Raw genomic sequence first — 20,364 nt, forward strand, 5'->3', positions numbered from 1 at the left:
GTGTTCGTCAGTTGACCGTCAGTTGACCCGAACGCCTTACGGGAGGCACCCGCACCATGTCCACACTCCTCGGCCGCCTCGGCGGGGCAGCTGCCGCCCGGCCCTGGCGCACCGTCGCCGCCTGGCTGCTGCTGATCGCCGCGATCTTCGGCCTGGCCCGGGCGTTCGGCGGCGAACCCCACGACAGCTACCGGGTACCGGGCACCCGCTCCACCGCCGGCCTGGACCTGCTGAACGAGCGCTTCCCGGAGACCGCCGGCGCCGGCGCCCGCGTGGTGGTCCACGACCGCAACGGGAAAGCGCTTGCCGAAGACACCCTGACCGCCCTGCGCACCCGGCTGACCGCCGTACCGCACGTGATCGCGGTCACCCCGCCGATACCCTCCCGGAACGGCGACACCGCGCTGCTGACGCTCAGTTACGACGTCGAGGTCACGGCGTTCAAGGGCTCCGAAGGACTCGACGCGCTGCACGACGCCGCCCGGTCCACCACCGACGCCGGCTACCAGGTCGAGTACGGCGGACAGGTCCCCGAACACTTCTCCGCCCCCGACGGCACCGCCGAGGCGATCGGCATGACCGCCGCCCTGATCATCCTGGTGATCGCGCTCGGCACCGTGGTCTCCGCCGGACTGCCGCTGCTCGTCGCCCTCGCCGGACTCGCCGCCGGCACCGGACTGATCACCCTGATGGCCGCCGTCACCGACATCAGCAACATCGCCCCCACCGTGGCCTCCATGGTCGGCCTCGGCGTCGGCATCGACTACGCCCTGCTGCTGGTCTCCCGGCACGTCGAAGGACTGCGCAACGGCCTGGACCCACGGGCCGCCGCCACCGCCGCCAACGCCACCGCCGGCTCGTCCGTGGTGGTGGCCGGCTGCACCGTCCTGGTCTCGCTGTTCGGCCTGAAGCTCGCCGGCCTGTCCATCTACGCGTCCTTCGGCTACGCGACCTTCGCCACCGTCGGCGCCGTCATGCTCGCCTCGCTCACCCTGGTCCCCGCCCTCGCGACCCTGGCCGGCCCCCGCCTGCTGCGCCGCGCCGAGCGCCGAGCCGCCGGTGCTTCCACCGTGAAGACCGGCGGCCCCACCCGGACCGAGCGCTGGGCGCGCCTGATCGGCCGCCGACCGATCGCCGCCGCCGTGCTCTCGCTGGCCGTACTGCTCGGCCTGTCCGCACCGATGCTCGGCATGCGCACCTGGCCGCAGGACGCGGGCAGCCAGGCCGCCGGCAACACCACCCGCAAGGCGTACGACCTGATCGCCGACGCGTACGGCCCCGGTGCCAACGGCCCGCTGCTGCTCGCCGTCGACCTCGACCGGCTGCCGAAGAGCGAACTCCCGGCGCTGGAAGCCAAGTTGGCGCGGGAGCCGGAGCTGGAGCAGGTCCAGCCCGCCCAGTTCAACCGGGCCGGGAACGCCGCCGTGATCACCGTCCAGCCGAAGACCGGCCCGCAGGACGAGGCCACCGCGAAACTGGTGAAGCGGCTGCGCGACCACGAACTGCCCGCCGGCGTCGAGGTGACGGGCGTCGTCGCGAGCTTCTCCGACATCTCCGACCGGCTCTCCGCCCGCCTCTGGGTGGTCGTCCCGTTCGTGGTCGTGCTGTCGCTGGTACTGCTCACCGCGCTGTTCCGGGCGCCAGTGATCGCGGTGAAGGCGGCCGCGATGAACCTGCTGTCGGTGGCCGCCGCGTACGGAGTCATGACGGCGGTGTTCCAGAACGACGCGACCGCCGAGCTGCTCGGACTGCCGCACGCCGTGCCGGTGTCCAGCTGGGTGCCGATCCTGATGTTCACCGTACTGTTCGGCCTCTCCATGGACTACGAGGTCTTCCTGCTCTCCCGGGTCCGCGAGGACTGGCTGGCCACCGGCGACGCCAAGGGCAGCGTGGTGCGCGGCCTGTCCGCCACCGGCCGGGTGATCAGCAGCGCGGCCGCCATCATGGTCGCGGTGTTCACCGGCTTCGCGATCGACCCCGACATCACCGTCAAGATGATCGGCGTCGGCATGGCGGTCGCCGTCCTGATCGACGCCACCGTGGTCCGGCTGGTGCTGGTGCCCGCCACCATGACCCTGCTCGGCCGCCACAACTGGTGGCTGCCGCGCTGGCTCGACCGGCTGCTCCCGCAACTGCGCATCGAGCACGGCGACGCGCCGGCCGCCCCCGCGGAACAGCCGGTCGCCGTCTGACGTAGCAGGCCCGCCCTTCGGGGGCGGGCCCCGCTGCGCGCTCCGCGTCGCCCACTGTTCGGTAGGTGCTTACCGTGGGTGCATGAGCGTGCGAGTGGAACGGGTGTACGAGGCACCGGACGGCGGGGTGCGAGTCCTGGTGGACCGGCTGTGGCCGCGCGGACTGAAGAAGGAGGACGCCCACCTGGACCGCTGGGCCAAGGAAGTCGCACCGTCGACCGAACTGCGCCACTGGTTCCACGGCCCCGACGGCGAGTACCAGGAGTTCGCCCGCCGCTACCGGGCCGAGCTCGACGCGCCGCAGGCACAGGACGAGTTGGACGAGCTGCGGGAGCTGGCGGCGAAGGGCGACCTGGTGCTGCTGACGGCGGTCAAGGAGCCGTCGCACAGCCATGTGTCGGTGCTGCTGGAACGGTTGGAGCAGCCGGGGTAGCTGTTGGGTCGGCTGTACGGGCTTCCGGGACGCCCGCCGCATGCTCAAGGCGCACTGATTAGACGGGAGTTGACGCCCGTTACGATCGCCGAATGACTGTGGACGGACGGATCGAAGAAGCAGAACTCCGCTACGAGCGGGCCGTGTTCAAGGGCGACACCAGCGCTCTCGAACCTGCCGAACGCGGGCTGGACGGGGTCGAAGCAGACCTCGCACTGGCCCGAGGGAAGATCATCCACGCCCGCTACCTGGGCGAACGCGTCGAAGACCCCCGGGAGTTGGGGCTCTTCGAACGGGCCGCCGAGCTGTACGGCCGGCTCGGCGACGAACGCGGCGAGGGCGAAGCACTGTTCTGGGTGGGCACGTTCCACCAGGTGGTACGGGACGACAACGGGACGGCGCTGCCCTCCCTCCGGCGGGCCAGGGAACTGGCCGCCCGGGCCGGCGACCGGCTGACCCTCTCGTACGTGCTGCGGCACCTCGGCATCGCCGACCACACGACCGGCCAACTCGACTCCGCCCGCGCCCACTTGGAGGAGTCCACCCGGCTGCGCCGCGAACTCGGCTTCCTGCCGGGCATCGCCGCCAACCTGATCGGCCTCGCCTTCCTCGCCTCCCAGCAGGAACGGCGCGAGGACGCGGCGGCGCTGCTCGCCGAGGCGGCCGAACTCGCCGTGAAGAGCGAGGCGTTCGGCGTGCAGGGGTGGGTGGCGGGGGCTCGGGAGGAGCTCGGCCTGGCGTGATCGCTTTTCCCGTTCGTCCTGCCGGGATGATGGGTGCTCGGCGGGGTGAACGGGCGGGAGCGGCAGGGCAGTTCAGGCTCAGATCTCGGCGGGCTTGCGGTCCGGCTCGTGGTCCGGCTTGCGGTGCGGCTCGGGGTGCGGCTCGGGGTGCGGCTCGTGGTGCGGCTCGGGGGCCGGCTCGTGGTCCGGCTTGCGGTGCGGCTCGGGGTGCGGCTCGTGGTGCGGCTCGGGGTCCGGGAGGAAGCGGCTCAGCCGGTAGCTGTCCGGGTGGTCGCCGCGGCCGCAGAACTCGTCCATCCGGAGGGTGGACCAGTCGAGGTCCGGTTCCGCCGTGCCGAGTTCACGGAGGTAGGCCTTCCACTCGCCGGCGTCCTGGGTGGCGAACTGCACCTGCCAGCTCCCCGCTTCCGGCGCGAAGCGGGCGGCGAACTGCTGGGCGAGCTCCTGGTGCTTGCGTTTTCTCTTCTTCTGACCTGGCACCGGCTCAGCATTCCCGGCGGAGGGTTTCCGGGCAAGCCGGATTCGCCGACGCGCCCTGTCAGTGGGGGAGTTGCTGCTCCCCGAGAGTGCGCAGGTGGCGGGCGAGGGCGGTGCGCTGGGCGGCGGTGAGGCCGCCGGTCAGGTCCGCGTCCACGGCCTCGGCGGCCTCGGCGCAACGGGCGAGCAGCTGACGTCCCTCGGCGGTGAGGGTCAGCACCTGGCGGCGACGGTCCTCGGGGTCGCGGACGCGCTCGACCGCGCCCAGCTCCTGCAACTGGTCCGCGAGGGCCACGATCAGACTGGGCGCGACGCCCAGACGGGTCGCCAACTCCTGCTGGGACGCGGCCGATCCGGCATCCAGTGCGGCCAGCAGACCCGCGTGCTTGGGCTTGATTCCCAGCTCCTCCACCCGGCCCGCGAACCGGTCCGAGGCGAGAGCACCGAGGGTGCCCAGGTTGAAGACCACCGTTGCGCGCAGCGCCGCTGCTCCCTTGACATCGCTCACAGCCCGAATGGTACCGTCCCTATATCGTTCAGGGTTCGAATGATTCAGGGGGAGATGGAATGAACGGTCTGCTGGTAGCCAACGCGGTGGCTGCACTGCTCAGCGCCGGATCCAGTGTGGCCGGGGCGATCCGCCCCGGACTGGTGCTGGCCGCGAACGAGCCGATCACCGCAGGGACGCGCCTCTACGCCGGGGCCTACACCGTCCGCGCCGTCCCGCTCGGACTCGTCACCGCGCTTGTCCTGGCCGCCGGTTCGCGCGCCGCAGCCTGGCCGATGCTGGTGGTCGCCGGGCTGGCGCAGGTGGGCGACACCGCGATCGGCGTCCGGCAACGGAACGTCGGCATGACCATCGGCGCCGGCGCGGCCGCCGTCCTGCACCTCACCACCGCCTGGTGGCTGTCCCGGTGAACGGCGTCGGACCCGTCGACGTACTCGTGTTCGCCGCCGAACTGGCCGTCTACGCAGCCGCCGCACGCTGGGCCTGGACCCGCCCCGGCCGCCGCGCCCTCCGCGCGGCCGGCGCCGTCGGGTCGGTCGCCCTGCTCGCCGTCCTCTGGGGCCAGTTCGCCGCACCGACCGCCACGCACGCCTTGCGCGGCCTGGCGCGGGTGGCGTTCGAGATCTGCTGGTTCGGCACGGGCGCCCTCGCGGCGGCCGGGAGTTGGCGGCGGAGGTAGGTCAGGCCCGCTGTATCGGACTTTTCCTGCCGACCTAGCGGTCGCAGATGGGTGAGCGTGCGGGGTCGCGGCTGCTGTCGGACGTGGTTCGGGACTCCTCGTGGGCGAGCCAGTCGAGGTACCACTCTTCGAATGTCGCGGCCTCGTGGTCGTCGTTCAGTAGCGGGCTCAGGCGATCGCACGCTGCGCGCCCGTCCCACCACATGCGGCCTCGCATGGGGCCGGTGACCACCAGGAGTGTGGAGAAGCCGCAGCCGTGTTCCAGGAGGAAGACGGCACCGGTGGTTCGGGCGTCCTCGGCCGCGCCCACGGCCTCGTCCCAGGCGTCGTAATCGGCCTGGTAGGCCGCCTCGGAGGCGAAGTCCTCCCGGTTCGGCTCGCGGTCACAGAGGTAGTCGGACGCTGCGAGCGCGGTGTCGTGGCTGGGGAAGGGGACATGCAGCTTCCCGTTCTTCCAAGGCGCGGCGCCGTCCCAGTCCCAGCGCGAGCCGTCGAACCGCAGCGTCCGTACCTTGCCGCCGGCGCTGACGTGCAGCAGGTACTGGCGGTAGTCGTCGGGGAACGTCACGTCGAACTGTTCCTCGGCCTGGCGTACTTGCGTCTCGGTCAGAACGTCCGGGAGACCGCTCCGGCCGTTGATGCCCGTTCCCCGCTGCGCGAAGAGGGCGACAGTCCGGTGCCGTACCTCGGTCCAGTCCACTGCCTGCATGTTTGGCAAGGTAGCCGATCGACGAGTCGGCGGTGCTGTGGGCGCTCAGCCTCACCCGCGCCCAGAGCGATGCGCTCGCCGATGCGCTGGGAAGCAGGCTGTTGCGGGAGTTCTGGGCGGCGGCGGGGCCAAGGCGGAAAGCGGTTTCCGTACGGCCGAATGCAACGGCCAGGCCCCCAGTGGGAAAGCGTTTTCCAGGGCCCGCGCCGTCCCTGCTTGGCCGGTGGTGCGGGGCGGCGCATGCTGGAAGGAACGAGCCTGGTCCGAGGAGTGTGTGATGGAGATCAGGGGACCCAGTGGGGTGATTGCCGGGGTTGACGGTTCGGCGCCTTCGAACGAGGCCGCGGAGTGGGCGGCCCGGGAGGCCGAGCGGCGGGGGGAGAGTCTTCACCTGGTGCATGCCGTCAATACGGGGACCGTCACGCTCTCGCCGCGTACCGGGACGACCGTCACGGATCTGATCCTGCGCGAGGCGGAGGAGCTGCTGGAGTCCGTCCGGGCGGGGCTGGAGGCTGCGCACCCGGGGTTGCGGATCACCGGTGACGTTGTTCCGCGCGATGCGGCGGAGGCGGTGCTGACGGCCGCCGAGCACGCCGGTCTGGCGGTGTTGGGGACGCGTGGGCACGGCGGGTTCGCGTCGTTGCTGCTGGGGTCGGTCAGTCTGCGGGTGGCCGCGCATGCGGCGTGTCCGGTGGTGGTGGTGCGCGGGACGGAGTATCCCGACGGGCCGGTGCTGGTGGCGGTGCACGACGAACGGGACGCGGCCGCGTTGCGGTTCGGGTGCGAGACGGCTGCCCGGCGGGGGTCGGTGGTGCGGGCGTTGCACACCTGGTCGCCGGTGGTCGCGGATGTCGGGCGGATGGCGCCGATGGTGGACGAGCTGGGGGAGGAGAACCAGCTGCACGAGCAACTGCTGGTGCGCACCTGCGATCCGGTGCGGGAGGAGTTCCCGGCCGTCGAGATGCAGTCGCAGCAACTGACCGGCAACACCGCCGCGACCGTGGTCGAGGAGTCGCGCGCCGCCTCGCTGGTGGTGCTCTCGCGGCATCAGCCGGCGTCGCGCTTCGGTCTGCGGCTGGCGACGCCCGTGCATGCCGTCCTGCATCACGCGCAGTGTCCGGTGGCGGTTGTGCCGGTATGAATCCGGTATGAACAAGCTTTATTGGTAGGGGAGTTGAGGGGTGGGAGTCCGCCCGGCGGATGACCGGGCGGACGGGTGCGGGCGGACGGGTGCGGGCGGGGCCTCAGGCCGGGCGTAAGTTCGGGTCGGTGAGTGGCCCCGCCAGGCGGCGGACGGCGGTTTCGGCGAGGTCGGCGGCGCCGGACGGGTCGGTGTCGCCCGCGGCCCAGGCCTCGACGGCGACCCGCATCGCGGCGTTGGCGGCGGCGGCCGACAGGCGGACGTCCAGGCTGTCGGGGGAGAGGTCGGTGCGGGCGGCCAGGACGGGGCGCAGGGCGGCCTCGGCGTCGTGCTGGGTGCGGTGCCGGACGTCGCGGAGGGCAGGGTCGTCGGGCATGGCGCGGAGCAGGCCCCTGGTCCAGGCGAGGGGGGATTCGGCGGGGCGGCCGGGGGCGGGGTCGAGTGCGCCGCGGGCGGATTCCACCAGGGCGGGCAGCAGCGGGGTGCCGGGTGCGGTGGTGGCGAGCAGCTCGATCCACTGGCGGGAGCCGTCGGCGAGCAGCGGGGCGACGGCGTCCTCCTTGGTGCGGAAGTAGCGGTAGAAGGTGCGCAGCGAGATGCCGGCGGTGCCTGGTTCGCCAAGCTCCAGCCCGCGATCGGCCACGGCTTCGCCGGGCCCGAGACGGTGGCCGGCGTGATCGCGATGCTCACCTCGGACGACGGCGCGTTCGTCACCGGCACCGAGATCCGCATCGACGGCGGGACCCACGCCTGACGGCGGCGCGTACGCCTGGCGCCGGTTGACAGCGACACCCACGCCGGACGCCGGTCAACTGCCGGCCCCCCGTCACACCCGTCGCATCCGCCACGCCCGTCCCGTCCCGCCACGCCCGTCCCGTCCCGTCCCGTCCGTCCCGTCCCGTCCCGTCCGTCCCGTCCCGTCCCGTCCGTCCCGTCCCGTCCCGTCCGTCCCGTCCGTTCCGCCGTCCCGCTCGATCGTGCGCGGGCGGCGGGACGGAACCGTTCGGGTGGCCGCCGGCGTCCCCGGTGCAGCGTGCATACTTAGCCGGCACGTTCGGCACGGCCGCGCCGAGTCCGTCTGCCACTGGCTCGTGGGCGCGCGGCGAGGGGAAGACACGGGGATCACGGCCATGGGGCTGACCAGCACCACACTGCTGCTGTTCACGATCGAGATCGCGCTGATGGTGCTCGGCGCCACCGTCTGGTGGTGGCCCGCAGTCGCGAACCGCCACTGGCGGGCCGTCCTCGGCCGGATCGGCATGCTGTTCGGAAGCCAGCTCGCGCTGCTCGCCGTGATCGGCCTGCTGGTGAACAACTACTTCTCGTTCTACAGCAGTTGGAACGACCTGCTGGGCACCGGCAAGGACGGCCCGGTGTCCGTGAAGGCCGCCGCCGCGCCCGTCGCGCCCGTCGGGGCCACGGCCGCCCCCAGCTCCAGCCCGAGCGCGGAGCCCGAGCCCACCAACCTGCCCGTGCTGCCCGCCCAGGAAACCGGCAAGGAACCCGTCAACACCACGCTCGGACGCGACCCGCAGAAGGTCGGCGAGATCCGCTCCGTGCGCATCCCCGGCGCGCGCACCGGCCTGAGCACCGACGGATACGTCTACCTGCCCCCGCAGTACTTCCAGCCCGGCAACGAGCAGAAGAAGTTCCCGGCCGTCATCGCGATGACCGGCTTCCCCGGCGACGCCAAGGCACTGATCACCCGCTTCAACTACCCCGGCGTCGCGCTCGACGAGATGCGGGCCGGCCGGATGCAGCCCACCGTCCTGATCCTGATGCGCCCCTCGCCCGCGATGCCCGCCGACCCCGAATGCGAGAACGTCCCCGGCGGGCCGCAGGCCGAGACCTACTTCGCCAAGGACGTCCCGCGCGCGATCTCCGCCACCTACCGGACCTCCACCGGCCCCGCCGCCTGGGGCATCATGGGCAACTCCACCGGCGGTTACTGCGCCGCGAAGGTCGCCATGCGGCACCCCGAGGTGTTCGCCGGCGGCGTCTCCATCTCCGGCTACCTGAAGGCCGCCGAGGACGTCACCACCGGCGACCTGTTCAAGGGCAGCCAGCAGCGCCGCGACGAGGCCGACCTGCTGTGGCGCCTCCAGCACCTGCCGATGCCCGCCACCGCGATCATGCTCAGCGGCGCCGAGAAGGGCGACGGCGACTTCCGCAAGGACGCCGACGCCTTCACCGCGGCTGCCAAGCCGCCGATGACCACCGGCGTCGCGTCCGTCCCCGAGGGCGGCCACAACTTCGCCACCTGGATCAAGCTGCTCCCCTCCGGATTCCAGTTCCTGTCCGCGCACCTGAAGGCGTGAGGGAAGCCGGCGGGGGGACGCGGGTCAGGCCGGGGTGAGGGTACCGGTGTGGAGTTCGCCGACCCGGCCGGTCTCGCCCTCCCAGGTCCAGAAGACCTTGACGGTGAGGGCGTTGAGGTCCATGACGTGGCTGACCGTGATGCCGCTGCGCTCGGTCCAGGAGACGAACCAGATGCCCGGGGCGATCGCGGCGGCGTGCAGCGCGACGTCCTCGTACTGGCCGGCGGACTCGCCGAGGCCCTCCCAGCGCAGCCGGGTGCCGTCCGCGGAGTAGGAGTTGCGGAAGGCCGCGCCGTTGTCGACCTCGAAAAGGTAGGTGCGGCCGGCGAAGCCCGGCAGAGCGGCGGTCATGTGTGGGCGGTCCTTCGGCGATCGGTGCGGTGGGCGGGTGCGGCCGGTGCAGCCAGCGCAGCTGGTGCAGCTGGTGCAGCCAGTGCGACCGGTGTGGCCGTACCCGCCCCAACCTATCGGACCCGACTCGGAACCGGGGGCCCGATCAGCAGGCGAAGTCGACGCGGCGGAACGTCACGTAGTGGTCGGCCGTGTAGTAGTCCTCGTGGAAGACCTTGCCGGTGATGATGCGTCGGGTGCCACGGGTCGGGCTGCCCGGGGTGATGACCGTGTACTCGTGGTAGTAGCCGAGCGACTGGGCGGGCAGCACACCCTCGCGGTTCTGGAAGGTGACGCCGTCCTGGGAGTACGGGAACGGCCCGCCGGCGTCGATCAGGCGGATGGTGTCACGGCCCTGGCTGGGCAGCGCCGAGTAGCAGATGTTCCCGCTGACGGCCGCGTGCGCCTCGGTGGTGGCCACGGCGGTGGGGGCGAGGGTCAGCAGGCCGAGGGCGGCGACCGAGACGGCCCGGATCTTCAACGCGCGGAGAGTCATTCGCATGCCCGCAGTGTGACGCCACGTCAGCCGCCCCCGTAACCCTTGTCGCGAACACTTCACCCACGGGTCGTGGCCGGGAAACCCGGCCGTCGCGCGGAGTACCGACACCGATTCGCGGTGCGGGGGCATCCGGCTTGTGGTGCGCCGACACCGCCCGGCTCCGCACCCTGTGGTCCTGACACATGGGTGGCCGCGACCGTCGCCCCTAATGTGACCTGACCCACAGTCGGGCCGCCGACCGTCCCACCCCCACGTGGTCGACGGTCGGCGGCCACCCATCAGTTGAAGGAGGACCAGGTGCGCCACCCGCTCAGGTCCGTGTTCACCGCCCTGTTGGCCGGCGCGCTGCTCGCGCTCGGCCTCACCCCCACCCAGGCCGCCGCGGCCACCGCAGTCCCCTCCTACCTCACCAAGGAAGCCGTGTTCGGCTCGCCGGGCAACGGCTGGGCGCAGGTCGAGCGCTACCTGGACGGCACCTCCGGGTTCACGCAGGAGCAGTACCCGTCCGACGGGCGCGGCGACCAGGACGGCACGCGGGTCACGTACTTCGGCGGCGTGAAGCGCCCGTTCTCCGGCCGGTTCCTGCTGTACAGCGCGCAGGGCTGGAACACCGCCGCCGGGACGCCCGTCCTCCTGGTGCACGGCGCCAACGACAACGCCGACCGGGCCTGGGCGAACCCCGGCGAGACCGGCAACTGCGGCGCGTCCAACTGCCCCAGCACCGGCATGGCGCAGGCGCTGGCCGCAGCCGGCCACCGGGTGTTCGCGATCGGATTCGCGCACAAGCAGGGCGACAACCTGATGCAGGCCCAGGCCGTCGGCGACGCCATCGCCGTCATCAAGGCCCGCACCGGCGCGGCCCAGGTCGACGTGGTGGCGTGGAGCAAGGGCGAGGTCGCGGCGCGCTCCTACGTCTCGTCCGTGAAGCCGAGTTGGGGACGCGCCTACGCCGGCGACGTCCGCAAGCTCGTCACCCTCGGCGGCCCCAACGGCGGCCTCGACTACACCTACGCGCACGGCTGGGCCTTCTCCCTGGCCACCTGGCCCGCCTGCGGCGGTACCGCCAACGCCCCGTCCCCCCACCTGTACATGACCTGCTACGGCACCTACACCTCGCAGCCCTGCCTCGGCGTACTCCCCACCGGCGGCTACGACTGCTTCCCCGGCCAGCGCCAACTGCTCGCCCGCTGGGACGGCCCCTACGGCGTCGACAGCACCATGCAGGACTGGTGGACCACCTACTACGGCGGCCAGGGCTTCTACACCTCCGGCCAGGGCATCCAGGCCGCGATCGACGCCGGCTCCCTGATCAAGCCCCTCCAGCAGGCGGGCGTTCCGGTCGGCATTTCCACCTACCTGCTGGCCGGCGGCTCGGCCGACATCCCCGGCATCCTGAACGAGGGCCGCGGCCCGAGCGACGGCCTGGTCTTCACCGCCAGCGCGCTGGACACCACCGGCATCGGGAAGGTCGGCGGCACCGCGCTGCTCAGCGGGCTGAACCACATGGAACTGGCCTGGGGGAGCGCGGCGGTGAGCCAGGTGACGGCCTGGCTGGCGTAGCGGTGCCGTGCCGGGAGGCGACTGCGGCCAGGTAGGTTCTGGCACATGGTTGACGACTGGCGGACGGATCGGATCGGGAGTGCGCTGCGGGGCGAAAACCCCGCAGTCGTACGGCACTTGAGCGCGGGGTTCGCGGTGATCGGCGATGTGCAGTTCCTGCCGGGCTACTCGGTGCTCCTGGCGGACGACCCCGGGTGGAACGACTGTCGGACCTGCCCAAGGGCAAGCGGCTGACCTTCCTGTCCGAGATGGAGCAGCTCGGGGAAGCAGTCGAGCGGGCATGCGCCCGGATGGATCCGGCCTTCCGGCGGGTCAATCTGGAGATCCTGGGCAACACCGACGGGTTCCTGCACGCGCACGTGTGGCCGCGGTTCGACTGGGAACCGAGCGAGTTGGTGCGGATGCCGGTGTGGCTGTATCCGCGCGACAGGTGGACCGATGCGCAGTACGCACTCGGTCCGCAGCACGATGCGTTGCGCGAGGCGATCGGGAACGAGCTGGATCGGCTGCGCTCGGCATAGGCGTCCCTGTGTCGGCCGTCCGCACTACAGTGCCGGGCATGCCAACGTCTTTGCTCGCCATGATCCGTGACCACGACGCCGTCGCCGACTACTTCAACTGGCCGGGCGAACTCGACCTCCCCCGCACCGAACACGTGGAACCGGTCCACCTGGCGAACGGCCTTTCGTTGGAGCCGTTCGCCGGGGACGGCGGTGGCGGGACGTACTTCTTCTGCGGCGAGGGCGGCGAGGGACGTCCGATCCTGTTCGCCGACTCCGAGGGCGGCGCCGCCCTCCTCGCCGTCGGACTGCCCGAACTGCTGCGCCTGCTGCTCGCCGCACCCTGGTGGCGCGACTGCCCGAACTGCACGGCGGAGGAGAGCGAGGCGGCCGAAGCCGAGTACTTGGAGGACGAGCCCGCGCTGCTGGCCGACCGGGATGCCGTCGCCGCCACCCTCGGACTCAGCTACCCGACGGCCGCCGAGGCGCTTGCCCGCCTGCACCTGACCGCGACTGGCATCGGACGCGAATTCGATCTGATCTACACGCCCGAGGGCTCGTCGTACCGGGCGCTGATCAGCTGAGTGCTCGGCGATCCGGTCGAGCACCCAGGTGGTGACGGCGCGGGCCACGCCCGTGGCGGCTCCGCGGGCGAGCTGGGCCCTGAGTCGCGGGTCGGCCGGCCGGGGCTGACGAAGAAGCAGCGAGGGCGTTGGCCAAGGCGGAAATGCAGGGGCCGGAAACCGAGTGGCGGGGCGTTGTCGCGGCTGGCAGGATCGGGCGGTTGTTCGTGTGCTGCTTCGATCCTGGGAGGACCCGTTTCCGCTCGCCGTCATCCGATGTCGTTGTCCTGGTCCGAGGTGGACCCCGACCGGACCCCGTTCTCGCTCGATGCGGACGCGCAGGACGAACTCGCTGCGGCGGTACTCGCGTTGGGGCCGCCCGTCGGCGCTTCGGGCGACCGTTATGAGTTCGTCGGCCAGGTGACGGACCTGCTGGTCGGGCGGTACGGCGTGTGGGCGTGCGGGTGGCATTGGGCCGTTGGGGAGGGTGGGGGCGGCGGGCCGGTTCAGAGTTGGTGTTGTGCGGGGCATTCGTTGCGCGAGGGGCCGGAGGCGGCATCGCGTGCGGTGGTGGAGTCGCTGCTGGAGTGGCGGGCGTGGGCGGAGCGGTTGGCCGAGCGGTTCGTCGAACTGGCCCCAGTGGCGAATGCAACTGGGGAGGACCGGAGTTGGGCGATCGAGCGGGCGGCGGTCCGGCTGGTGACCACGGTGCTGGATGCGACGTCCGGCGCATGCGGTTGGCACCATCTCTGCTGCAGGACGCTCAGCTGGTACCTGGCTTCGGTCGGGATCGAGGGCGAGCGGGCGGCCAGGCTGGTGGAGGATGCGATCGGTGGCCGCTTCGAGAGCTGGACGGCGCCCGGCTTTGCTGTGGTCGGGGCGGTCTGCGAGGACCTCGCGCTCGGCGTCACCGGACACCGGACCTACCGTGAGCACTGACGCGCTTGCCGTCTGGCGCACAGTGAGGCGGAAGGTCGATTGGGCGGCCACGGCTGACGAGCGTGGGCCGCTGCGCCCCGCGGCCGACGGGTTGAGTGCCTGGATCGACACCGAAGGGCGGCAGCGTTCGCCGCTGCGCGCTCAACGGTTGGCGGCGGCAGTGGAGTTGATGAGGGCGGATGCCGAGCAGCGGAGACCGCTGACTCCGGAGGTGCTGCTGAGCTGGCAGCAACGAGTGCTCGCGGCAGAGGAGTTGGCGTTCCGGACCACCGACGCGTTCGCAAAGGGTGGCCGGGAGCGGTACGGGTACGTGCCGTCATTGTGGGGCGACTTCGCGGATTGTCTGCTGGAGAGTGCGGACACCCGCCTGCCGCCGGCCGCGCGGGCGGCGCGCGCGTATCTGGACGTTGCGTTCTTCCATCCGTTCCCGGACGGCAACGGGCGTTCGGCGATGCTGGCGGCCTGTTACGTACTGGAGTTGGCCGGCATCCGGCTCGATCTGGTCGCCCCGCTGACCGTCACCCGCTACGCCGACGATCCGGCCGGTGCGGCCGATCTTGCTGAGCTGATCACTGTCCTGATCCGGGCCGCCCGCCGCCGGGCAGCAGTGAGAAGAAGTCAACAGGTTGAGCTGTAACGCCAGTTGAAATGAGCGGGGAGGGCCTTCAGGCCGAGGACTGCACGAAGACCTGTTCGCCCTCTCCGCGCGGTTCCTCGAAGTTGGCCAGGTAGCGTGCGAACAGCGACTCGTCCACGGTGACGCAGTTGGCGCCCTGTTCGGCGTTGCGAACTGCCAGGCGGCGCTTCAGCGTTGCGGGGTCGGCCTTGAGGTGGATGAGTTCCCAGCGGCAGCCGTGGTGTTCGATGAGTGCCTTGTAGTCGTCGCGGGCGGTGCGGCTCCAGAAGCTGTAGTCGATCACCACGTCGCGGCCGGCCAGCATCAGTTCGATCAGCTGCTGCCGCTGCTCCCGGCGGACTTCCTCCTTGAGCCGGTCGTACGCCTCGAACTCCAGCGCCAGGCCGGCGTCGCGTTGGCCGATGCGCTGCCAGACCACCTCGTCGATGGAGAGGCGGGTGAAGCCGCGTTGCACGAGTCCCATCGCGTGGGTGGTCTTGCCCGCTCCCGGGAGGCCGCACATCAGCACCACGGTGCTCAATTGCTGTGTCACGAAGAAAGGTTAGATCAACCGGAGGTCGGACCTGGGTCTGATGGCGAAGTGTGGACCTGGCTCCGACGACGGGGGTGGCCCGGGGGCGGAAGGGTTGGGGGCATGGATGAGATGCGGAGCGGGTGGGTCGGGTTTCCGGGGCGTTGGGTGGGGGCGGCGGCGCTGGTGGTGGGGCCGGTGTTGGTGGTGGCGGGGGTGGTGGTGCGGTGGCGGTACGACTTCTTCTTTCCGGCTCAGTTGGCGGCGTTTCGGGAGCGCCCTCAACTGATGGCTGTCTCCTACGGGTTGGTGTCGGCGGGGTGGACGCTGCTGCTGCCGGGGGTGGCGCTGCTGGCTGGGCGGGTGGCCCAGCGGAGGCCTGAACTGGCTTGGTGGGGCGGGACGTTGACGGTTCTGGGGTTGTGTGCGCGGGCGTTCCACGCGGGGGTGGACCATTTGGCGTTCCAGCTGGTGGCGCAGCGTGGTGCGGGGGAGGCGACGGCGCTGGTGGCGGGGTCGTACGGGGCGTTCCATGTGTTCAGTGCGTTGAATGCGGCGATCATGGGCGGATGGGTGTTGCTGGCGTGGGGGGCTTGGCGGGCAGGGGTGTTGGGGCCGGTGCGGGCGGTGGCGTTGGCGGCGGGGGCGGCGATGCCTTTGGGTGTGTTGAAGGGGGCGACGGTGGGATCGGTGGTGGCGGCGGTGGGGTTGTGCGTGGCACTGGTGCCGTTGGGGGTGGCGGTGTGGCGGGACGGGCCGCGGCCGGCGGGCCGGACGGTGGCGGGGCGGGTGTTGCTGGTGGTGGCGGTGGGCGTGGCGATGGTGTTGGTCGGACAGGCGGGATGAGGGTGCGAACGGGCTTGCATCTATGGGTGGTTGACGCGGCAGTCGCGGCCGTGGCGGTGGCGGCGTATCTGGCGATGGCGGCGGACGGCGGCGAGCCGGGGTTCACCGGCCCGTCGTGGCTGGCGGTGTTGGTGGCGCTCGGTGTCGGTGGCCCGTTGGCGGTGCGGCGGCGGTGGCCGTTGGTGGTGCTGGCTGTGGTGGTGGGCAGTTCGGTGGCGGCCACGTTGCTCGATGTGACGAGGGAGCCGTTCGTGGCGGCCGCGTTGGCGGGTTATGCGGTGGCTCTGCTGGAGCCGGTCCGGCGGGCGGAGGTGGCGTTGGCGGCGGCGGTCGTGGTGTCGGCGGGTGCGGTGGTGCTCGGCGAGGGAGTGGTGACGCCGTCGGGGACGGTCGGGGAGGCGGTTGGGACGGCGGCGGTGACGGCGCTGGTGCTCGGTGCGGCCTGGGCGGGCGGCCGTGCGGTGCGGGCCGGGCGGGTGCGGTCGGCGGAGCGCGCGCAGCGGTCGGCGGAGGCGGCGCTGGTGGCGGAACGGCTGCGGATCGCACGGGAGTTGCACGACATCGTGTCGCACAGTCTGAGCGTGATCGTGGTGAAGGCGGCGGTCGCCGACCATGTCGCGGAGGTGCGGCCGGCGGAGGTCCGGGCGGCCGTCCGGGAGATCGAGCGGACCGGGCGGGAGGCGCTGACCGAGATGCGCCGGGCGCTCGGGGTGCTGCGCGACGCGGACGCGGCGGAGGGGCCGGCGCCGGGGCTGGGCGAGCTGCCGGTGCTGGTCCGGCGGGCGGTGGACGCGGGGGTGCGGGTGTCGTGCGAGGTGCAGCCGGGGCCGACGCTGCCCGCCGGGGTCGCGCTGACCGTGCACCGGATCGTCCAGGAGGCGCTCACCAATGTCCTGCGGCACGCCGGGCCGGGGACGGGGTGCGAGGTGACGGTCCGTCAACTGACGGGCGAGGTAAGGGTGGAGGTGTCCGACGACGGTGCCGGGCGGGTGCCGGGCCGTCGTGTGTCGGGTGGTGGGCACGGGCTGGCCGGGATGCGGGAGCGGGTGATGATGTACGGCGGAACGCTCAGCGCCGGGCCCCGGCCGGGCGGTGGGTTCAGGGTGTCGGCCGTGCTGCCGGTGGACGGGACGGGGGAGGGCGCGTGACGGTGCGGGTGCTGGTGGCCGACGACCAGCCGCTGCTGCGGGGGAGTTTCGGGCTGCTGATCGACACCGCGCCCGGACTCGAGGTGGTCGGCGAGGCCGAGGACGGTGAGCAGGCGGTGGCCGCGACCGCGCGCCTGCGGCCGGACGTGGTGCTGATGGACATCCGGATGCCCATGCTGGACGGCATCGAGGCGACCCGGCGGATCACCGGCGCACCGGAGACGGCGGCCACCCGGGTGCTGGTGCTGACCACCTTCGACCTGGACGAGTACGTGTACGGGGCGTTGCGGGCGGGTGCGGCGGGCTTCCTGCTCAAGGACACCTCGCCTGCGGTGCTGCTGGACGGAATCCGCACGGTGGCGGCGGGCGACGCGCTGCTGGCGCCGTCGGTGACGCGCCGGCTGATCGCCGAGTTCGCCCGCCTGCCAGTCCCGAGGCAGACGGCGGGCCGCGGACCGGCCGCGGCCGTCGGCCCCGAGCAACTGACGCCCCGGGAGCGGGAGGTGCTGGTGCTGGTGGCCCGCGGGCTGTCGAACGGCGAGATCGGGGCGTACCTGCACCTGAGCGCGGGCACGGTGAAGACCCACATCGGTCGGCTGCTGGCCAAGCTCGCGGCCCGCGACCGGGCCCAACTGGTGATCGCTGCCTACGAGTCGGGCCTGGTGTAACCAGGGAGCCGTCAGAGCGCAGCGCCGAGGCGGGCTGCGACGGACTGCATCAGGGGGACGAGGCCGGCGGGGCCGGACTGGGCTTCGAGGGAGTGGATGCGGGCTTCGGGGCCGGAGACGGAGAGCGCGGTGGGGGTGGGGGCGCCGGGGACGGCGACGGCGAGGCAGCGGACGCCGATCTCCTGCTCCTGGTCGTCGACGACGTAGCCGGACTCGCGGGCGGCGGCGAGGTGGGCGAGCAGGGCGGCGGGGTCGGTGATGGTGTGCGGGGTGTGGGCCTGGAGCGGGCCGGGGCCGAGCAGCGCGCGCGCCTCGTCCTCGGGGAGCTGGGCGAGCAGCGCCTTGCCGACGCCGGTGCAGTGCGGCTGGGCGCGGCGACCGACCTCGGTGAACATCCGCATGGAGCGCCGGGACTGGACCTGGCCGACGTAGACGACCTCGCAGCCCTCCAGGACGGCCAGGTTGGCGGTTTCGCCGGTGGCTTCCATGAGTTCGGCGAGGAACGGGCGGGCCCAGGAGCCGAGCAGCCGGTTCGCGGTCTCGCCGAGGCGGATCAGGCGCGGGCCGAGGGTGTAGCGGCGGGCTGAGTCCTGGCGGACGTACCCCTGGGTGAGCAGGGTGCGGACCAGGCGGTGGATGGTCGGCATCGGCAGGCCGGAGGCGGCGGAGAGTTCGCTGAGGGTGGCGATCCCGCCGGCGTCGGCGAGGGATTCGAGGAGCAGGAAGGCGCGTTCGACGGACTGCACCGAGCCGGTGGTGCGTTCGGTGGGGCTGCTGGCCACGGGGTGGTTCCTTCATTGAAATTCTGCATCGCGGAAACTAATCTCCACTCTACAGAACGGAATAGCGGATCAGCCCGAGGAGTGTGCAGCCCATGGCAGCAGATCAGGGTTCGACGGTTCCGGGAGTGACGGTCTCGGGCCCGCCCGTGGAGCGCGCCGAGGAGGTGCTCACCCCGCAGGCGCTGGCGTTCGTCGCGGGCCTGCACCGCGCGTTCGACGGCCGGCGCCGGGAGTTGCTGGCAGCGCGTACGGCGCGCCGGGCCGAGATCGCCCGCACCGGTACCCTCGGCTTCCGGCCGGAGACGGCGGCGATCCGCGCCGCGGACTGGCAGGTCGCGCCCGCGCCGCGCGCCCTGGTGGACCGCCGGGTCGAGATCACCGGCCCGACCGACCGCAAGATGACCGTCAACGCGCTGAACTCCGGCGCGCAGGTGTGGCTCGCCGACTTCGAGGACGCCTCCGCCCCGACCTGGGCGAACGTGGTCTCCGGCCAGCTCAACCTGATCGACGCGTTCGAGGGCCGGATCGACTTCACCGACGCCCGGGGCAAGGCGTACACGCTGAAGCCCGCCGCCGAACTGGCCACCGTCGTGGTCCGCCCGCGCGGCTGGCACCTGGACGAGCGGCACCTGAGCGTGGACGGCGAGCCGGTGGCCGGCGCGTTCGTCGACTTCGGCCTGTACTTCTTCCACAACGCGGCCCGGCTGCTCGCCCGCGGCGCGCAGGACCCCAACTCCGGCCCGTACTTCTACCTCCCGAAGACCGAGAGCCACCTGGAGGCCCGGCTCTGGAACGAGGTCTTCACGCACGCCCAGGCCGAGTTGGGCATCCCGCACGGCACGATCCGCGCCACCGTGCTGATCGAGACCATCACCGCCGCCTTCGAGATGGACGAGATCCTGCACGAACTGCGCGAGCACGCCGCCGGGTTGAACGCCGGACGGTGGGACTATCTGTTCTCGATCGTGAAGAACTTCCGGGACGCCGGCGCCGGGTTCATCCTCCCCGACCGCAACAGCGTCACCATGGCGTCCCCGTTCATGGCCGCCTACACCCGCCTGCTGGTGCGGACCTGCCACCGGCGCGGTGCGCACGCGATCGGCGGGATGGCGGCGTTCATCCCGTCCCGCACCGACCCGGAGGTCAACGCGGCGGCGTTGGCGAAGGTCCGGGCCGACAAGGAACGGGAGGCGGCCGGCGGCTTCGACGGCTCCTGGGTCGCCCACCCCGACCTGGTGCCGGTGGCGCGCGCGTGCTTCGACGCGGTGCTCGGCGAGCGCCCGCACCAGAAGGAGAACCCGGGGGCGGCCGGCGACGTCACGGCGGAAGAACTGCTCAACGTTGCGGGTGCGCAAGGCAGTTGTACGTCCACCGGGCTGCGCAACGCCGTTCAGGTCGGCGTCCGGTACGTCGAGGCGTGGCTTCGCGGGATCGGCGCGGTCGCCATCTTCCACCTGATGGAGGACGCCGCCACCGCCGAGATCTCCCGCTCGCAGATCTGGCAGTGGATCCACAACGGCGTGGTGCTCGCCGACACGGGCGAGAAGGTGACGGTCGAACAGGTGCGGCTGCTGCTAGCGGAGGAACTCGCCGCGCTGCGGACGGAGACGGAGGCCGAAGCCGGGCGGCGGTGGGACGAGGCCGCCGCGCTGTTCGAACAGGTGGCGCTGGGCGAGGAGTTCCCGGAGTTCCTGACGCTGCCGGCGCTCGCCTTGCTCGACTGAGACGGAAAACTCAGTGCGGGCGGGGGCGGCGGACGGATAAGGTCGTTCTCGTCCAGGTGCGCAGGCAGGGGTTACTTCCACTTGTAATGGGCAGGTCGCGGGTTCGAGTCCCGCCGCCGGCTTTCGAGCCGGCGTAGCTCAGTTGGGAGAGCAGCTAATGTCGCCTCCGCCGCTTCTGTTCTCTGGACACCAAACTTCAGAATGACTGCCACCTCCCGGTGCGCAGACGCCGGTTACTTCCTCCAAAGAATCCCACCGGCGCCACCTTTGATCTCGGGAGGGCAACCGCGCCGGGGCGTCCGGTGCGCAGGCGGGGGTTACTTCCGGATCTGGTGGTTCCGGGTTCGAGTCCCGGTCGGCCGTGCGCGAGCGCGGCCGGTAGCTCAGTTGGTAGAGC

Annotated in this window: 23 protein-coding genes, 1 tRNA gene and 2 pseudogenes; 18 read left to right on the forward strand and 8 right to left on the reverse strand. The window is 71.9% G+C overall.

Features of this window, described 5'->3' with window-relative positions:
- The first annotated feature begins 56 nt into the window (after window positions 1–56).
- From ACFYST_RS03950 to ACFYST_RS03960, 3 genes are all read left to right on the forward strand, one after another.
- Window positions 57–2,192: an MMPL family transporter gene (locus ACFYST_RS03950; RefSeq protein ID WP_387859653.1), complete on the forward strand. Its 2,136-nt coding sequence runs from the start codon at window positions 57–59 to the stop codon at window positions 2,190–2,192.
- Between the two features lie 82 nt (window positions 2,193–2,274).
- A complete protein-coding gene (locus ACFYST_RS03955) occupies window positions 2,275–2,625 on the forward strand; it encodes a DUF488 domain-containing protein (protein ID WP_387634711.1) in 351 nt (116 codons plus the stop codon).
- Window positions 2,626–2,717: 92 nt separating this feature from the next.
- Window positions 2,718–3,368, forward strand: coding sequence for a tetratricopeptide repeat protein (locus ACFYST_RS03960; RefSeq protein WP_387859654.1), 651 nt, complete (start codon window positions 2,718–2,720; stop codon window positions 3,366–3,368).
- A gap of 78 nt (window positions 3,369–3,446) precedes the next feature.
- Here ACFYST_RS03960 and ACFYST_RS03965 read toward each other — a convergent pair whose 3' ends face one another.
- Entirely contained in the window at window positions 3,447–3,848 is a 402-nt protein-coding gene (locus tag ACFYST_RS03965) for a hypothetical protein (protein WP_387859656.1), read from the reverse strand.
- A gap of 58 nt (window positions 3,849–3,906) precedes the next feature.
- Window positions 3,907–4,353 (reverse strand): MarR family winged helix-turn-helix transcriptional regulator, encoded by a 447-nt coding sequence (locus ACFYST_RS03970; protein WP_387634704.1) that lies wholly within the window; start codon window positions 4,351–4,353, stop codon window positions 3,907–3,909.
- Window positions 4,354–4,412: 59 nt separating this feature from the next.
- On the opposite strand from ACFYST_RS03970, the gene ACFYST_RS03975 reads away from it, so the two are divergent.
- Window positions 4,413–4,763 carry a hypothetical protein gene (locus ACFYST_RS03975; RefSeq protein WP_387634701.1) on the forward strand — a complete coding sequence of 117 codons (351 nt, stop codon included), beginning with the start codon at window positions 4,413–4,415 and terminating at the stop codon, window positions 4,761–4,763.
- On the forward strand, window positions 4,748–5,032 hold the full coding sequence (locus ACFYST_RS03980; RefSeq protein ID WP_387859658.1) for a DUF2568 domain-containing protein: 285 nt from the start codon (window positions 4,748–4,750) through the stop codon (window positions 5,030–5,032). The genes ACFYST_RS03975 and ACFYST_RS03980 overlap by 16 nt, the downstream gene beginning before the upstream one ends.
- A gap of 34 nt (window positions 5,033–5,066) precedes the next feature.
- Here the strand turns inward: ACFYST_RS03980 and ACFYST_RS03985 are convergent, their stop codons facing one another.
- Entirely contained in the window at window positions 5,067–5,741 is a 675-nt protein-coding gene (locus ACFYST_RS03985; RefSeq protein WP_387859659.1) for an SMI1/KNR4 family protein, read from the reverse strand.
- Window positions 5,742–6,018: 277 nt separating this feature from the next.
- Between ACFYST_RS03985 and ACFYST_RS03990 the strand changes: the two genes are divergently transcribed.
- Window positions 6,019–6,882, forward strand: coding sequence for a universal stress protein (locus ACFYST_RS03990; RefSeq protein WP_387859661.1), 864 nt, complete (start codon window positions 6,019–6,021; stop codon window positions 6,880–6,882).
- A 103-nt stretch (window positions 6,883–6,985) separates the two neighbouring features.
- On the opposite strand, the gene ACFYST_RS03995 is transcribed toward ACFYST_RS03990, so the two are convergent.
- A complete protein-coding gene (locus ACFYST_RS03995) occupies window positions 6,986–7,525 on the reverse strand; it encodes a TetR/AcrR family transcriptional regulator (RefSeq protein WP_387859663.1) in 540 nt (179 codons plus the stop codon).
- Between ACFYST_RS03995 and ACFYST_RS04000 the strand changes: the two are divergent.
- Window positions 7,493–7,636, forward strand: a pseudogene (locus ACFYST_RS04000) (SDR family oxidoreductase); the annotation flags it as partial. The gene ACFYST_RS03995 and the pseudogene ACFYST_RS04000 overlap by 33 nt on opposite strands.
- 376 nt (window positions 7,637–8,012) lie before the next feature.
- The gene (locus ACFYST_RS04005) at window positions 8,013–9,200 is read left to right on the forward strand and encodes an alpha/beta hydrolase (RefSeq protein ID WP_387859664.1); all 1,188 of its coding nucleotides are present in this window, start codon (window positions 8,013–8,015) and stop codon (window positions 9,198–9,200) included.
- A 24-nt stretch (window positions 9,201–9,224) separates the two neighbouring features.
- On the opposite strand, the gene ACFYST_RS04010 is transcribed toward ACFYST_RS04005, so the two are convergent.
- Together ACFYST_RS04010 and ACFYST_RS04015 are read right to left on the reverse strand one after the other, a co-directional pair.
- Window positions 9,225–9,551: a MoaF N-terminal domain-containing protein gene (locus tag ACFYST_RS04010; protein WP_387634685.1), complete on the reverse strand. Its 327-nt coding sequence runs from the start codon at window positions 9,549–9,551 to the stop codon at window positions 9,225–9,227.
- Between the two features lie 145 nt (window positions 9,552–9,696).
- Window positions 9,697–10,092, reverse strand: a complete 396-nt coding sequence (locus tag ACFYST_RS04015; protein WP_387634683.1) for a ribonuclease domain-containing protein — start codon at window positions 10,090–10,092, stop codon at window positions 9,697–9,699.
- 294 nt (window positions 10,093–10,386) lie between these two features.
- Between ACFYST_RS04015 and ACFYST_RS04020 the strand changes: the two genes are divergently transcribed.
- From ACFYST_RS04020 to ACFYST_RS04040, 5 genes and pseudogenes are all read left to right on the forward strand, one after another.
- Window positions 10,387–11,649: an esterase/lipase family protein gene (locus ACFYST_RS04020; RefSeq protein WP_387859665.1), complete on the forward strand. Its 1,263-nt coding sequence runs from the start codon at window positions 10,387–10,389 to the stop codon at window positions 11,647–11,649.
- Window positions 11,650–11,694: 45 nt separating this feature from the next.
- A pseudogene (locus ACFYST_RS04025) lies at window positions 11,695–12,170 on the forward strand (diadenosine tetraphosphate hydrolase).
- A 38-nt stretch (window positions 12,171–12,208) separates the two neighbouring features.
- Window positions 12,209–12,733, forward strand: a complete 525-nt coding sequence (locus ACFYST_RS04030) for a hypothetical protein (protein WP_387634674.1) — start codon at window positions 12,209–12,211, stop codon at window positions 12,731–12,733.
- Between the two features lie 255 nt (window positions 12,734–12,988).
- A complete protein-coding gene (locus ACFYST_RS04035; RefSeq protein WP_387859667.1) occupies window positions 12,989–13,651 on the forward strand; it encodes a hypothetical protein in 663 nt (220 codons plus the stop codon).
- Window positions 13,641–14,288 (forward strand): Fic family protein, encoded by a 648-nt coding sequence (locus ACFYST_RS04040; protein WP_387859669.1) that lies wholly within the window; start codon window positions 13,641–13,643, stop codon window positions 14,286–14,288. Before ACFYST_RS04035 ends, ACFYST_RS04040 begins: the two co-directional genes overlap by 11 nt.
- Window positions 14,289–14,316: 28 nt before the next feature.
- Here the strand turns inward: ACFYST_RS04040 and ACFYST_RS04045 are convergent, their stop codons facing one another.
- Entirely contained in the window at window positions 14,317–14,820 is a 504-nt protein-coding gene (locus ACFYST_RS04045; protein ID WP_387859670.1) for an AAA family ATPase, read from the reverse strand.
- Window positions 14,821–14,922: 102 nt separating this feature from the next.
- Between ACFYST_RS04045 and ACFYST_RS04050 the strand changes: the two genes are divergently transcribed.
- Genes ACFYST_RS04050 through ACFYST_RS04060 form a run of 3 tightly spaced genes read left to right on the forward strand, consistent with a single transcriptional unit; the run spans window position 14,923 to window position 17,461 of the window.
- Entirely contained in the window at window positions 14,923–15,645 is a 723-nt protein-coding gene (locus ACFYST_RS04050) for a hypothetical protein (protein WP_387859672.1), read from the forward strand.
- A 26-nt stretch (window positions 15,646–15,671) separates the two neighbouring features.
- Window positions 15,672–16,793: a sensor histidine kinase gene (locus ACFYST_RS04055; protein ID WP_387859674.1), complete on the forward strand. Its 1,122-nt coding sequence runs from the start codon at window positions 15,672–15,674 to the stop codon at window positions 16,791–16,793.
- Window positions 16,790–17,461: a response regulator gene (locus ACFYST_RS04060; RefSeq protein WP_387859675.1), complete on the forward strand. Its 672-nt coding sequence runs from the start codon at window positions 16,790–16,792 to the stop codon at window positions 17,459–17,461. The genes ACFYST_RS04055 and ACFYST_RS04060 overlap by 4 nt, the downstream gene beginning before the upstream one ends.
- A gap of 11 nt (window positions 17,462–17,472) precedes the next feature.
- Here the strand turns inward: ACFYST_RS04060 and ACFYST_RS04065 are convergent, their stop codons facing one another.
- Window positions 17,473–18,243: an IclR family transcriptional regulator gene (locus tag ACFYST_RS04065; protein ID WP_387634656.1), complete on the reverse strand. Its 771-nt coding sequence runs from the start codon at window positions 18,241–18,243 to the stop codon at window positions 17,473–17,475.
- A 92-nt stretch (window positions 18,244–18,335) separates the two neighbouring features.
- On the opposite strand from ACFYST_RS04065, the gene aceB reads away from it, so the two are divergent.
- Both aceB and ACFYST_RS04075 read left to right on the forward strand, forming a co-directional pair.
- Window positions 18,336–19,967: a malate synthase A gene (aceB, locus tag ACFYST_RS04070; protein WP_387859677.1), complete on the forward strand. Its 1,632-nt coding sequence runs from the start codon at window positions 18,336–18,338 to the stop codon at window positions 19,965–19,967.
- Window positions 19,968–20,027: 60 nt separating this feature from the next.
- Window positions 20,028–20,089: transfer RNA gene (locus ACFYST_RS04075), tRNA-Ser, on the forward strand.
- Window positions 20,090–20,364 lie beyond the last annotated feature (275 nt).

This window comes from Kitasatospora sp. NPDC004614 (genome assembly GCF_042873675.1).
Lineage (GTDB): Bacteria > Actinomycetota > Actinomycetes > Streptomycetales > Streptomycetaceae > Kitasatospora.

What these genes read in the sequence shown, in the direction of transcription:
- ACFYST_RS03950 (WP_387859653.1), top strand. Translation starts at nt 57, where the DNA reads ATGTCCACACTCCTCGGCCGCCTCGGCGGGGCAGCTGCCGCCCGGCCC.
- ACFYST_RS03955 (WP_387634711.1), top strand. Translation starts at nt 2,275, where the DNA reads ATGAGCGTGCGAGTGGAACGGGTGTACGAGGCACCGGACGGCGGGGTG.
- ACFYST_RS03960 (WP_387859654.1), top strand. Translation starts at nt 2,718, where the DNA reads ATGACTGTGGACGGACGGATCGAAGAAGCAGAACTCCGCTACGAGCGG.
- ACFYST_RS03975 (WP_387634701.1), top strand. Translation starts at nt 4,413, where the DNA reads ATGAACGGTCTGCTGGTAGCCAACGCGGTGGCTGCACTGCTCAGCGCC.
- ACFYST_RS03985 (WP_387859659.1), bottom strand. Translation starts at nt 5,741, where the DNA reads ATGCAGGCAGTGGACTGGACCGAGGTACGGCACCGGACTGTCGCCCTC.
- ACFYST_RS03990 (WP_387859661.1), top strand. Translation starts at nt 6,019, where the DNA reads ATGGAGATCAGGGGACCCAGTGGGGTGATTGCCGGGGTTGACGGTTCG.
- ACFYST_RS04005 (WP_387859664.1), top strand. Translation starts at nt 8,013, where the DNA reads ATGGGGCTGACCAGCACCACACTGCTGCTGTTCACGATCGAGATCGCG.
- ACFYST_RS04010 (WP_387634685.1), bottom strand. Translation starts at nt 9,551, where the DNA reads ATGACCGCCGCTCTGCCGGGCTTCGCCGGCCGCACCTACCTTTTCGAG.
- ACFYST_RS04015 (WP_387634683.1), bottom strand. Translation starts at nt 10,092, where the DNA reads ATGCGAATGACTCTCCGCGCGTTGAAGATCCGGGCCGTCTCGGTCGCC.
- ACFYST_RS04030 (WP_387634674.1), top strand. Translation starts at nt 12,209, where the DNA reads ATGCCAACGTCTTTGCTCGCCATGATCCGTGACCACGACGCCGTCGCC.
- ACFYST_RS04035 (WP_387859667.1), top strand. Translation starts at nt 12,989, where the DNA reads ATGTCGTTGTCCTGGTCCGAGGTGGACCCCGACCGGACCCCGTTCTCG.
- ACFYST_RS04050 (WP_387859672.1), top strand. Translation starts at nt 14,923, where the DNA reads ATGGATGAGATGCGGAGCGGGTGGGTCGGGTTTCCGGGGCGTTGGGTG.
- aceB (WP_387859677.1), top strand. Translation starts at nt 18,336, where the DNA reads ATGGCAGCAGATCAGGGTTCGACGGTTCCGGGAGTGACGGTCTCGGGC.